Source organism: Actinocrinis sp. (assembly GCF_035653575.1).
Taxonomy (GTDB): Bacteria; Actinomycetota; Actinomycetes; order Streptomycetales; family Catenulisporaceae; genus Actinocrinis.
On sequence record NZ_DASRBQ010000126.1, the window covers coordinates 18,092 to 30,268 of the forward strand.

11 protein-coding genes and 1 pseudogene are annotated in these 12,177 nt (G+C 67.6%); 9 read left to right on the plus strand and 3 right to left on the minus strand.

The annotated features are described in order from the left end of the window. Positions 1–309 precede the first annotated feature (309 nt). The 5 genes from VFA06_RS18340 (at position 310) to VFA06_RS18360 (ending at position 5,606) form a co-directional block, all read left to right on the plus strand. Complete coding sequence (locus VFA06_RS18340) at positions 310–1,257, plus strand: TauD/TfdA dioxygenase family protein (protein WP_324841835.1); 948 nt, start codon at positions 310–312, stop codon at positions 1,255–1,257. Between the two features lie 122 nt (positions 1,258–1,379). After that, on the plus strand, positions 1,380–2,459 hold the full coding sequence (locus VFA06_RS18345; RefSeq protein WP_324841836.1) for an ABC transporter substrate-binding protein: 1,080 nt from the start codon (positions 1,380–1,382) through the stop codon (positions 2,457–2,459). Beyond that, entirely contained in the window at positions 2,456–3,274 is an 819-nt protein-coding gene (locus VFA06_RS18350) for an ABC transporter ATP-binding protein (protein ID WP_324841837.1), read from the plus strand. Before VFA06_RS18345 ends, VFA06_RS18350 begins: the two co-directional genes overlap by 4 nt. A 91-nt stretch (positions 3,275–3,365) precedes the next feature. Further along, positions 3,366–4,178, plus strand: a complete 813-nt coding sequence (locus tag VFA06_RS18355) for an ABC transporter permease (RefSeq protein WP_414639926.1) — start codon at positions 3,366–3,368, stop codon at positions 4,176–4,178. Positions 4,179–4,292: 114 nt separating this feature from the next. Beyond that, positions 4,293–5,606 (plus strand): LLM class flavin-dependent oxidoreductase, encoded by a 1,314-nt coding sequence (locus VFA06_RS18360; RefSeq protein ID WP_349260240.1) that lies wholly within the window; start codon positions 4,293–4,295, stop codon positions 5,604–5,606. Between the two features lie 31 nt (positions 5,607–5,637). Here the strand turns inward: VFA06_RS18360 and VFA06_RS18365 are convergent, their stop codons facing one another. Further along, a complete protein-coding gene (locus VFA06_RS18365; protein ID WP_324841840.1) occupies positions 5,638–6,300 on the minus strand; it encodes a winged helix-turn-helix transcriptional regulator in 663 nt (220 codons plus the stop codon). 78 nt (positions 6,301–6,378) lie between these two features. Here VFA06_RS18365 and VFA06_RS18370 point away from each other — a divergent pair, with 78 nt between their 5' ends. Further along, positions 6,379–7,869, plus strand: a complete 1,491-nt coding sequence (locus VFA06_RS18370) for a DHA2 family efflux MFS transporter permease subunit (protein ID WP_324841841.1) — start codon at positions 6,379–6,381, stop codon at positions 7,867–7,869. A 265-nt stretch (positions 7,870–8,134) separates the two neighbouring features. Here VFA06_RS18370 and VFA06_RS18375 read toward each other — a convergent pair whose 3' ends face one another. Beyond that, positions 8,135–8,347 (minus strand): hypothetical protein, encoded by a 213-nt coding sequence (locus tag VFA06_RS18375; RefSeq protein WP_324841842.1) that lies wholly within the window; start codon positions 8,345–8,347, stop codon positions 8,135–8,137. Positions 8,348–8,589: 242 nt separating this feature from the next. Between VFA06_RS18375 and VFA06_RS18380 the strand changes: the two genes are divergently transcribed. Together VFA06_RS18380 and VFA06_RS18385 are read left to right on the plus strand one after the other, a co-directional pair. Next, positions 8,590–9,447 carry an SAM-dependent methyltransferase gene (locus VFA06_RS18380; RefSeq protein WP_324841843.1) on the plus strand — a complete coding sequence of 286 codons (858 nt, stop codon included), beginning with the start codon at positions 8,590–8,592 and terminating at the stop codon, positions 9,445–9,447. A 253-nt stretch (positions 9,448–9,700) separates the two neighbouring features. Beyond that, the gene (locus VFA06_RS18385; RefSeq protein ID WP_324841844.1) at positions 9,701–11,158 is read left to right on the plus strand and encodes a sugar porter family MFS transporter; all 1,458 of its coding nucleotides are present in this window, start codon (positions 9,701–9,703) and stop codon (positions 11,156–11,158) included. 48 nt (positions 11,159–11,206) lie between these two features. On the opposite strand, the gene VFA06_RS18390 is transcribed toward VFA06_RS18385, so the two are convergent. Then, entirely contained in the window at positions 11,207–11,539 is a 333-nt protein-coding gene (locus tag VFA06_RS18390) for a hypothetical protein (protein ID WP_324841845.1), read from the minus strand. Between the two features lie 35 nt (positions 11,540–11,574). Between VFA06_RS18390 and VFA06_RS26115 the strand changes: the two are divergent. Beyond that, positions 11,575–11,720 (plus strand): annotated as a pseudogene (locus tag VFA06_RS26115) (sugar ABC transporter permease); the annotation flags it as partial. Positions 11,721–12,177 lie beyond the last annotated feature (457 nt).

Consider the following 12,177-nt stretch of genomic DNA (forward strand, 5'->3'; position numbering starts at 1 on the left):
AAATCTACGGTCATTGACTTACGTGGCGCGTACTGCAATCGTGTTCGTATGACCTCTGGCGCGCACCTCGTGGCCCGCCTGCACGTCGACCTTCGGCGGCAGGCCAGTGCCGTCTGTTCTGCTTCTCGGTAGCTTCTTTCGCTTCCGGCGGTGACCGCTTCCCGCCGCAGTTACGGCTCTGCAACGACCGTCTCAGCCTTCTGGCATTGCTATCGGTTCGCGTCCGCACGGCGCGAACCGCAGCAGCTGCCTGCCTGACTGACTGATTGACCAGCGCACACTCCCTCCCCTGACGAAGGGCAATTCGCCATGCCTGCGCACCAGCTCACCGTCTCCCGCGTCGCCGGGCACATCGGCGCCGAGATCGGCGGCGTCGACCTCGCCGAACCGCTCGACGAGCAGACCGTGGCCGCGATCCGCGCCGCGCTGCTCGAGCACAAGGTGATCTTCTTCCGCGCTCAGCGCCTCGACCACGGCTCCCAGATCGCGTTCGCGCGGCAGTTCGGCGAACTGACCCACGCGCACCCGCACGAGGACGCGCCGCCGGAGCAGTTCCCCCAGATTCTCACCATCGACCCGGACCGCTACGCCGAGAAGTACGGACAGGACTACCGCGAGGAATACCGCAAGCGTCAGTACTCGTACTTCTCCGGCTGGCACACCGACGTCACCGCCGCGGTGAACCCGCCGGCCGCCTCGATCCTGCGCGCCGAGGCCGTGCCCGAGTTCGGCGGCGACACGCAGTGGACCAACCTGGTCGCCGCCTACGCGGGCCTGAGCGCTCCGATCCAGCGCCTGGCCGAGTCGCTGCGCGCGGTGCACCGCTTCCGCATCCCGACCGACGAGGACTCCAAGATCGCCCAGCGGGTCAACGCGAACCTGCTGATCGCCGAGCACCCCGTGGTGCGCGTACACCCGGAGACCGGCGAGCGCGCCCTGTTCGTCAACCCCGGCTTCACCGACCACATCGTCGGCCTCACCGCCGTCGAGTCCCGGCGCATCCTCGACCTGCTCTACGAGCACCTGACCCGCCCCGAGTACACCGTCCGCTTCCGCTGGCACGCCGGCGACGTCGCATTCTGGGACAACCGCGCTACCGCCCACCTGGCCCCCAGCGACCTGGACCACCTGAACGTCCAGCGCACCCTGCACCGCGTCACCCTCATCGGCGACCGCCCGGTCGGCGTCGACGGACGCGAGTCCGAACTGATCGCAGGCAAGCCGTTCCTGGCTGAGAGCGCCGTCGTCGCGGCCTGATAGCCACCACACATCCGAGCCAGACCCGGCGCAAGGTCGCGCCCGGTGCACCGAAACAGCACCGGGCGCGACACCGCAACCCCACCAAGTAGCAGATACCGAATACCAGACAAGGATCGACCGTGACCTCCACCGCGGCCCGCCGCCCCGATCGCAGAGCCTTTCTCTCTCTGCTCGCCGCCACCGCGGTTCTCGGCCCGACCGCCGCGGCTTGCGCCTCCGGCGGCTCGAAGAAGACCGCGAACTTCGTGGCACTGGCCGCCTCCACCGGCGACCCCGAAGTCGGCTCCCTCAAATACCAGGGTTCGACCGGTTCGGTGACCTTGCCGGAGCTGGCCGCCGACCTGGGTTATCTGCAGGACCTCAAGCTGGACTGGGTCGGCAACACCATCAGCGGCCCGCAGGACATCCAGTCCGCGGCGACCAAGCAGACGGACTTCGGCGGCGCGTTCAACGGCGCGGTGGTCAAACTGGCCGCGGCCGGCGCCCCGATCACCGCCGTGGTCAGCTACTACGGCGTCGACAAGTACGCGTACAACGGCATCTACGTCAAGCAGGACAGCGAGATCCGGTCCCCGCGCGACCTGATCGGCAAGAAGGTCGGGATGAACACCCTCGGCGCACACGACGAGGCCGTCCTCGACATCTACCTGCAGCGCGCCGGCTTGTCCGCCGACCAGATCAAGCAGGTCGAGCCGCTGGTCGTGCCGCCGATCAACACCGAGGAGTCGATCCGGCTCGGCCAGATCGACTCGGGATTCCTCGGCTCCATCCTGCGAGACAAGGCCCTCGCGCGCGGCGGACTACGTGCCCTGACGACAGACTACGAACTGCTCGGCGACTTCAGCGCGGGCACCTACGTGCTGCGCAACGACTTCATCCAGTCCAACCCGAACACCGTACGGGTCTTCGTGACCGGTGTGGCCAAGGCCATCGAATGGTCGCGCACCACGCCGGTGCCCGAGATCGTGGACCGGATGAGCGCGATCATCGCCAAGCGCAAACGCAACGAGACCAACGCCGCCACCAAGTACTTCAAGTCCTGGGGCGTCGCCGGAACCGGCGGCGCCATCAAGCCCGCCGAGTTCCAGACCTGGATCGACTGGCTGGTGAAGCAAGGCACCGTCGCCGAGGGCAAGGTAACCGCGGCCAAGGTGTATACGAACGCGTTCAACCCGTACGCCAAGGGGAGCTCGTCATGACCACGCCGAAACTCTCGATCGAGCGAGTGGGCAAGGTGTTCGAGGGCCGCTCCTCCCGGGTGGCCGCGCTGGACGAGGTCACGCTCGACGTCGCGGCAGGGCAGTTCCTGGTGGTCGTGGGGCCGAGCGGCTGCGGGAAGTCCACGCTGCTGGACCTGCTCGCCGGGCTGACCACACCGACCTCGGGCCGGCTGCTGGTGGACGGCGCGCCGATCACCGGGCCGGGCCTGGACCGCGGCGTGGTCTTTCAGCAGTATGCGCTGCTGCCCTGGCGCACGGCGCTGCGTAACGTCGAGTTCGGTCTCGAAGGCAAAGGCCTGACGCGCCGGGCGCGTACCGATACCGCGCGGCAGTACTTGGACCTCGTTGGCCTTTCCGGATTCGCCGACCGTTATCCGCACGAGCTGTCCGGCGGCATGCGCCAGCGCGTGGCGATCGCCCGCGCCCTGGCCTTCGATCCGGACGTCCTGCTGATGGACGAGCCTTTCGCCGCGCTTGACGCACAGACCCGCGAGACCCTGCAAGACGAGCTTCTGCGTATCTGGGAGACCACGCGCAAGACAGTCGTCTTCATCACCCACGGCATCGACGAGGCCGTATATCTCGGCCAACGAGTCGCCGTGCTCACTTCACGCCCCGGCCGGATCAAGGCGGTCGTCGACATCGATCTGGGCGATCGCAGGCAGACCGAAGATGTGCGCTCCACGCCGCTCTTCGCCGAGTACCGCCACCAGATTTGGTCCGAGCTGCACGGCGAGGTCGCCAGAGCGCAGCGCTCTGAGCTGTCCGCGAGGGAGGTCGTCTCCGTTGGCTGACACCGAGGTTTTCAGCGCTCAGCTTCCCAGCACCATTGACCGGTCCGCGATTCATAGTCCTGATGACGCCGCACCCGTGGCCGCGCGTACCATGGCCCGCCGAACACCCGGCGATCGCATACGTCCACTGGTACGCCACCTCCTACACGCTGCCGCGACAGTCAGCCGCAAATCGATCGCGGTGGTCGCGTTCCTGGTGCTCTGGGAGATCGCGCCACGAGTCGGCCTGGTGGACTCGACCTTCCTGGTTCCGTTTTCCACCGCCGTTCATGCGCTCTGGGATCTGGCGCGCAGCGGCCAACTCTGGGATGACACCAGGGTCAGCCTCACCCGCTCCGTGATCGGCTTCGGCATCGCGGTAGGTATCGGCGTGCCGCTCGGGCTGGTCATCGGCTGGTACCGAACCGTCGCCGACATACTCAACCCCCTGCTGGAGCTGTTCCGCAACACCGCGGCGCTCGCGCTGCTCCCGGTCTTCATCCTGATCCTCGGCATCGGCGAGACCTCGAAGATCTCCATCGTGGTCTACGCGTGCACGTTCCCGATCCTGCTCAACACGATCACCGCGGTCCGGGGCGTCGATCCGACGCTGGTCAAGGCGGCGCGCTCGCTGGGCCTGTCCACACCGCGGCTGTTCCGTCAGGTCGTCCTGCCCTCTTCGGTGCCGACCATATTGACCGGAATCCGGATGGCTGCGGCCTCGTCGATCCTCGTGCTCATCGCCGCAGAGATGGTCGGCGCGAAGGACGGCCTGGGCTACTTGATCAACGCCGCGCAGCAGAACTTCGAGATCGAGCAGATGTACGCGGGGATCATCGCCATCTCCCTGATCGGCACGATCGTCAACGCCCTGCTGGTGCGGCTCGAACGCCGGCTGACCCGGTGGCGCCCGGCGTCACGCTGACGGCTCATCCGAACCCCCTGCTCCCGCAATCCGCAAGTCCACCTCCCTTCAAGCCAACCGAGGACGCCCGTGTCACCGCAGCCGCCGCGCCAACTGCACCTCAACGCCTTCCTGATGACGGCCGGGCATCACGACGCAGCCTGGCGCCATCCCGCCTCGGCCGCGCATCGCGCCACCGACGCGTCCTACTTCGTCGAACTCGCCCAAACCGCGGAACGCGGCACCTTCGACTCGATCTTCTTCGCCGACGGGCTGGCCGTGTGGCACCGGATCGGCTCGAACGTCAGCGGGGTGCTCGAACCGATCACCCTGCTGGCCGCGATCGCCGGAGCGACTCGGCGCATCGGCCTGATCGCCACCGTGTCGACGACTTTCAACGAGCCGTTCACGGTCGCGCGCAAATTCGCCTCGCTCGACCACATCTCCGCGGGGCGAGCCGGCTGGAACATCGTCACGTCCAGCACCGAGGCCGAAGCCCGCAACTTCGGCCTCGAACAACATCCGGATCACGCGTTGCGCTACCAGCGCGCGGATGAGTTCCTGCGTGTGGCGACCGCGCTGTGGGACAGCTGGGAGGACGAGGCGGTCCTGCTCGACCGTTCGCGCGGCCGGTACGCCGACGTGGCGAAGGTGCACCAGATCGGGCACGCCGGAACGCACTTCCGCGTCGAGGGCCCGCTCAATGTGCAGCGTTCGCCGCAGGGCTGGCCGCTGCTGGTGCAAGCCGGATCCTCGGAGGACGGCCGCGAGTTCGCCGGGCGTTGGGCCGAGGCGGTGTTCACCGCGCAGCAGACCCTCTCTGACGCGCAGACGTTCTACAAGGACGTCAAGACCCGCGCCGAACGGCTCGGCCGCGAACCGGGCCATGTGAAGATCCTGCCCGGCTTGTGCCCCGTGCTCGGCGCCACGGAGGCCGAGGCACGCGCCCTCGACGAGGAACTGACCGAGCTGCAGATCATCGACTACGGCCTGGCTCAGCTCTCGAACATGCTCGGCGGAGTGGACCTTTCCCCGTATCCGCTGGACGGCCCCCTTCCGGAGGAGATCCTGCCGACCGAGGCCGAGATCAACGGCAACAAGAGCCGCTTCGCGCTGGTCAGCGAGCTGGCCCGGCGCGATCGGCTGACCATCCGGCAGATCATCGCCAGACTCGGCGGCGGGCGCGGGCACCAGGTGTTCGTCGGCGCTCCGGAGCAGGTGGCCGACTTCATCGAGCTCTGGTTCCGCAGTGGCGCGGCCGACGGCTTCAACATCATGCCGCCGATCCTGCCGGGCGGCCTCGAGCTGTTCGTCGACGCGGTCGTCCCGATCCTGCGCAAGCGCGGACTGTTTCGCAGCGAGTACGCCGGCACCACCCTGCGCGAGCACTACGGCCTGCCGCGCCCCACCTCCCAGTACAGCCGTGGGGTCGCCACCACTTCAGGATGATCGCGTCCCGGGCTCGAGCCGATCGCCGCCGCTACACGGTTGCCACGGGTGGCAGCGAGTACAGGTGCAGGAACGAGTCCGCCGCGGCCATGGTGCCCATGACCACGAGGTCTCCCGTCGCGACGGCGTCGGCGAGCGGACGGCCGCCGTACGTCACCGAGGCGAAGGCACGGGCATCTCCGGCGATCGTCGCGTCGGCCTCCTCCGCCTCGCCCGTATCGATGGTCAACTTCTTGCGGGCTACGCGCGCGACGAAGCTTTCGTCGCCCGGCCGCAATGCGACGACCAGGTTTACGCCTTCGGCCAGCGACGGGTCGAAGTTCGTGCGCAGCGACAGGATCAGCGAGGCGGTGCCGAAGTGCAGATCCTTGCGGTGCTGAGGGTCGCGGGCCGCCCAGCGCCCGAGGACCTGCATGATCGGCTCCAGGTCGCGGGCCCAGGGCGTGAGGTCGTACACCCACACCGCGGCCGGCTTCGGCAGCTTTCGGCGGGTCACCAGGCCGGCCCGCTCCAGCTCGTCGAGCCGGTGCGAGAGCACGTTGGCGCTGATGCCGGGCAGTCCGGCCTTGATGTCGCCGAACCGCTTGGCTCCGAGCATCAATTCCCTGACCACCAGTAACGCCCAACGCTCGCCCACGAGCTCGAGCGCGTGCGCCACGCCGCACGAGTCCTCATACGTCCTGCTTGTCGCCATGCCTGCACGATACCACGCAGTCATTCTTTAGGACTAGACGCTTGTTAATAGTGACCGGCACTGCTAACGTCCTGCGGTATGACGACTTCCGCGCACTCGATATCCACTGAAAACGACCGGTCGCGTTGGCTGGCGCTGTACGTCCTGTGCGGCAGCATGCTGATGATCGTGTTGGACGCGACGATCGTGAACGTCGCCCTTCCCGCCATCAGGAGCGATCTGCACTTCACGCCGGCCAGCCTGGCCTGGGTGGTCAACGCCTACCTGATCGCCTTCGGCGGGCTGCTGCTGCTCGCCGGCCGGCTGGGTGACCTCGTCGGCCGGCGCCGGATCTTCCTGGTCGGCCTGGCGCTCTTCACCGCCGCGTCCGCCGTGTGCGGACTGGCCGTCAATCAGCAGATGCTCGTCGCCGCGCGGTTCGTTCAAGGCGTCGGCGGCGCGCTGACCTCGGCGGTCGTGCTGGGCATGATTGTCGCGATGTTTCCCGCGCCGCAGGAGCAGGCCAAGGCGATCGGCGTCTTCGCCTTCGTCGCGTCGGCGGGCGGCGCGGTCGGCCTGCTCGCCGGCGGCGTGATCGCGCAGGCGATCAGCTGGCACTGGATCTTCTTCGTGAACGTTCCGATCGGCGTCGCGGTCGCGCTCGCGGCGCAGCGGCTCGTTCCGGCGGACAAGGGCCAGGGCTTCGGCGCCGGAGCCGACGTCGCCGGTGCCGGCATGGTCACCAGTGCGCTGATGCTCGCCGTGTACACGATCGTCAAGCCCGCCGCCGAGCAGGGCTGGCTGGCCTCGGAAACGCTCGCGCTCGGCGCCGTCAGCCTCGCGCTGCTCGCCGGATTCGTCGTACGGCAGCGCTACGCGCGCAGCCCGCTCGTGCCGCTCGCGATGTTGCGCTCACGCAACCTGGTCGGTGCGAACCTGATCCAGTTCATCGGTGCGGCCGGCATGTTCGGTGCGTTCTTCCTCGGCACCCTGTACCTGCAGAACCTGCGGCACTACGACGCGCTGCAGATCGGCCTCGCTTTCCTGCCGGTCACCATCTGCATGGGCACGTTGTCGGTGCGCTACTCGGAGCGGCTCGTCACGAGGTTCGGTGCCCGTACCGCTGCGCTGCTCGGACTTGTGCTGATGGCGGTCGCGCTCGTGCTGCTCGCGGTAGCGCCGGCCAACGCCAGCTACCTGACGCGGTTGCTGCCCACGATGGCGCTGCTCGGTCTCGGTGCGGGTGCCTGCTTCCCGGCGCTCATCGGACTGGCCATGGACGGGGTCAAGCCGCACCAGGCCGGACTCGCGTCGGGGCTGGTGAACACCACTGCGCAGATCGGCGGCGCCCTCGGCCTGGCCGCACTCGCCACACTGTCGTCAACGCGAACCCATCACCTTGCCTCGTCCGGGCGCAGCCAGGACGCCGCGTTGCTCAGCGGCTACCACCTCGCTTTCTGGATCGCGGCCGGACTGATCGCTGTCGCCGCCGTCATCGCGGCGAAGCTGCTCACCCGCCCCGCTGCCGCGTCGCCAACGGCTGCGGACGCCATCGCGGCCGACGCTGAGCGGACGCTGGTCAGCGTGTAAGCGTGTAGCTGCGCGCGCTCTAACGGGCACCGTAACGACGGGCTGTCGACGATTCGAGCGTCGACGGCCCAAGTTGTTGATCTTGATTGACGCTGAACGAATCTGTCCTGCCAGCGCGAGTTCTAGGGCTGGCCCTGGAAGTTGATCTTCACGTCGGCGGCCCGGGCGGTCGGGCTGGTCGGCGTGGGGTCGAACACCGCGGTTCCGGAGCCCCAGCAGGGAAGCACGAGCGAGGTGGGAATGGCCAGCTTCGTGTCGTACGCGGTCAGGGCGCCGATCGGGACGACGTGGCTGATCGCCCCATGGCCACCATCCCGGGTACGGGGAAGAAGCCGGTGACTTGCGCGGCGAAGGACTGGTTCGGTCCTATAGCGGTGGCGGACGCAGCGGGCGCGGGCGCGACGGTGGCCGCGAGCGCAGGCGTGAGGACTCCCGCGATGAGAGCCGCACGGGATTTCAGTGCGCTGATACGGGGCATTGCGGATCCTTTCCACAGGGAGGCCTGAGTGGGGGATTGATGAGTCCTGATTCGCGTTGCCGCCAGGAGTATCGGCATCGCGCTACTGGCGTGCAACCCACCGTGTGATGGCCCTGGATACGGCGGATCGCGCCGCGAAACCTTCCACGGCGATGGGGTCGCCGACCGGACCCGCGCTAGCGACTGATCTGTGTCGGCTACCATCAGCGCAGAACGCGCGTGCAGCACCAGCGGAGGTGGCGATGCGAGACGACGAGACGCAATCAGCACCCTGGCGCTCGACGGAATTGCTCACCCCCGGTTGGCAGACTGGCGAGATCGACACCAGCGTCGCGCACACCGCCCGCATGTACGACTATTACCTCGGCGGCAAGGACAACTACGAGGTCGATCGCGACGCCGCCGAACAGGTGCTCGCCGTCTTCCCGCAGATGCGCACGATCGCCCGCGAGAACCGCGCCTTCCTCGGCCGCGCCGTGCGCTATCTGGCAGGCAAGGGCATAAGCCAGTTCCTGGACATCGGTACCGGCATCCCCGGTCCAGGCAACACCACCGAGGTAGCCCACCAGGTCGCGCCGGACGCGCGGGTGGTGTACGTGGACAACGACCCGATCGTGATGGCCCACGCCAGCGCCCTGCTCGCTGACCACGATCCCGCCCGTACCAGTGTGATCCACGGAGACCTGCGCGACCCGCACGGGATCTTGGACGATCCGCGCGTGCGCGCCGTGCTTGACTTCGATCAACCGGTCGCCGTGCTGTTGGTCGCGGTGCTGCACTTCATCGAGGAGCGCGAGCGACCTGCCGAGATCGTCCAGACGTTGATGAGTAGTGTGCCGCCCGGCAGCTTCCTGGTGCTCTCCCACGCTAGCGCCGACAACGAGCGCGAGTTGGCCACCGAGGCCGCAACCGTCTACGACCGGGCCAACGCGCGTATCAGTTTGCGTAGCAAGCCGGAGATAGCGCGGTTCTTCGACGGCCTGGAACTGGTCGAACCCGGCATCGTCGAACTGCCATGGTGGCAACCGGACGGCGAGGTCACCGCTGACCCCGAACAGAACTGGGGATATGCCGCGGTCGCCTACAAGAGCGCGTCCTAACAACCAGCGTCACCCCGTCTGGCAGTCGGCAGTCAGCCGCGACAAGATCCCCCATAGAACCGTGACGATGTGGGTCTCCGGCTGAGCGCTGCCTCGCATGAGCCCGTTCTCCGGATGGCAGGTTGGTCCTGTCGCGGCGGGGTAATCGGTGGCGCATCGGAAAACAGCGCCACCGCCGCGAGCGTTCTCCGGCAATGCCGCACGCCGCGAACGGCTGACCACAAAGGGGGGGCGACAGCATAGGGGACGACTTATGAGCCAGACAGTCGAGAACAGTAACGTGCTGACGATTCTCGATGAACGAGCGCCAACGGGCTTCTACTGGCGGTTGACGCTGCTGGCGACGTTGGGCGGGTTCCTGTTCGGCTACGACACCTCCAACATCGGATCGGCACTCAACTTCGTGCCCTACGACCTGCGCGGGCTTGCGCAGGGATATCTGGTCTCCGGCGCGTCGCTCGGCGCGGCGGCCGGCGCGATCCTGGCCGGACCGGCCGCGGACCGGTTCGGCCGTAAGACGCTGCTGGTCGTCGATGCGGGCATCTACGCGCTCGGCGCGATCCTCTCGGCGGTGACCGTGGACGCTGGGATGCTGTTGGCCGCTCGCACGCTGATTGGCTTGGCGATCGGCGCTGACTCGGCGATCGCGACCGCCTATATCGCCGAATACGCGCCCAAGAACCGGCGCGGGTCGCTGACCATGCTGCAGCAGTGGATGATCACCGTCGGAATTCTGAGCGCATACATCATCGCGCTGATCATCTACAGCGCCTGGCCTGGCAGCGCGGCCAGCGTGGGCTGGCGGCTGGTGCTCGGCTTGGGAGCGGTGCCGGCGCTGGTGGGCCTCGTGCTGCGTACCCAGATGCCGGAATCGCCGCGGTGGCTGTTGCGGCACGGTCGTTATGACGAGGTGCGCAAGGCCGTCCGGGCACTGGGTGCGGGAGACGTCGGCGAGCAGGAGATCCGCCGCGCGGCATCAGTCATCGAGCAGATCGAGGGAGGCGACCGGGAGAAGCGGCGGCGAGCCTGGACCCCCGGGGTGCGCCGGGCTTTGGCCGTGGTCTGCGTGTTCTTCGTCTTCCAGCAGATCACTGGCATCAACGTGCCGCTCTATTACGGGCCGCACCTGCTCGGGCCGATCTTCTCCGGCGCGCACGCCGACCTGGTGCACACCACTGTCGCAGGGGTCGAGGTCACGGCGATCATGACCGCGGTCAACGTCGCCGCCACCTATCTCGGCTTCCGGTGGATCGACCGCTTCGGCCGCAAGGCCCTGGCCATCGGCGGATACACCGGCATGATCGTCTTCGCGCTGGTGTCCGCGCTCGGCCTGGGCCTGCTGTCCGGCACCACCCAGCTAGTCGTCATCATGGTCGGCCTGGACTTCTTCATCGCTTCCTTCGCCATAGGCGTCGGCGGGGTGGGCTGGACCCTGCAGGGAGAGGTGTTCCCGACCGCGGTGCGCGGCCAGGCCGCCGCTTTCGCCGCGATGATCGACTGGCTGGCCAACTTCGCGCTGATCGAGGTGTTCCCGGTCTGGCAGAACGCGATCAGCCTGGGCGGCGTCATGGTCTGCTTCGCCGCTCTCTGTGCCCTGGCCATCGTGTTCGTCTGGAAGTTCCTGCCGGAGACCAAGGAACTGCCGGTCGAGGAGATCGTGCGCGTCTTTCAACAGCAACAGGAACACAGTCCCCTGTCTCGAGCGGCCTGAGCCGCGCGGCGGCCGCGGTCGGGATCCCGTCGAGCAGCAGGACGAACATCACCGAGGTGCGAGCAGGGAGCTGAGAACTCGGATCAGCCAGCGCTCGTATTGGTCGGCGAACCAGCCGCGTTCGACTGCCAGGATGCGGTGGACGTCGGCCGAGAGCGCGGTATAGGTCATGTCCTCGGCTTCAGCGATGCTCAGCGCGCGGTCAAGGCCGTGACCGCCGATACATGTAGCCTCGGTGGTCGAAAAGGTCGTCTTGCTCAGGGCGCCGACGCCGACCTGATCGCGATCAGCGGTGATCCGCTCACTGAAATCAGCTCCCTCCACAACGTCCTGACCGTCTGGCGCAATGGTCGCGTGGTGGTTGATCGACGCCGGAGGCACTGCTCCACCGCCACCATGATCACCAATCGGCCTGCGCCGCCAGCACCTTCGAGCTCGGCGCGATAGCGGCCGCCTTCATTGGCTGCTCAGCCGTGCAAGGCGGCGTCGGTAAGGCGTTCGGCGCGATCACCGGTGCCTGGTCAGGGGCGTGGTCAACAACGCCAGCCGCCAAATCCCGGCAGCAGCGACTTCTCGAAGTCGAGGAGTGCGGCGAACGGGTGCGATCGGGTCACAAGGCTGCCGGCACGCGGTTCCGGGTACCGGAGTGCCAATCACGCGCTTGCGAAGCACGAGCAACTCCGTGTCCTTCGAAGCGTCGTGACGCACGGCGACCGCCAGCGCGCTGAGAATGCGGCGAGTGGTCCGGCAGACAAGTGAGAGAATTGCCTTTCCGTGCTGGCGAACCAGCAGCGAGCGCGCGGGGCGTTCGGTCCAACCGATGCGGATCCTGTTAACGAGCCCCACAGGGTGCGCGAGGCGAGTCGGCGAGACGGCGCCGTGGGAAACGGAGACGAGCGGTGACGGTTCAGGAGCGAGACCGCCGCGAAGGCAGGATCGTGACCTTCTATTCGTACAAAGGAGGCACGGGGCGCACCATGGCGCTCGCGAACGTTGCGTGGATCCTCGCATCCAACGGA

Coding starts and splice junctions, on each gene's coding strand:
- VFA06_RS18380 (WP_324841843.1), top strand. CDS start 8,590: ATGCGAGACGACGAGACGCAATCAGCACCCTGGCGCTCGACGGAATTG.
- VFA06_RS18385 (WP_324841844.1), top strand. CDS start 9,701: ATGAGCCAGACAGTCGAGAACAGTAACGTGCTGACGATTCTCGATGAA.
- VFA06_RS18355 (WP_414639926.1), top strand. CDS start 3,366: ATGGCCCGCCGAACACCCGGCGATCGCATACGTCCACTGGTACGCCAC.
- VFA06_RS18365 (WP_324841840.1), bottom strand. CDS start 6,300: ATGGCGACAAGCAGGACGTATGAGGACTCGTGCGGCGTGGCGCACGCG.
- VFA06_RS18350 (WP_324841837.1), top strand. CDS start 2,456: ATGACCACGCCGAAACTCTCGATCGAGCGAGTGGGCAAGGTGTTCGAG.
- VFA06_RS18375 (WP_324841842.1), bottom strand. CDS start 8,347: ATGCCCCGTATCAGCGCACTGAAATCCCGTGCGGCTCTCATCGCGGGA.
- VFA06_RS18340 (WP_324841835.1), top strand. CDS start 310: ATGCCTGCGCACCAGCTCACCGTCTCCCGCGTCGCCGGGCACATCGGC.
- VFA06_RS18360 (WP_349260240.1), top strand. CDS start 4,293: ATGACGGCCGGGCATCACGACGCAGCCTGGCGCCATCCCGCCTCGGCC.
- VFA06_RS18370 (WP_324841841.1), top strand. CDS start 6,379: ATGACGACTTCCGCGCACTCGATATCCACTGAAAACGACCGGTCGCGT.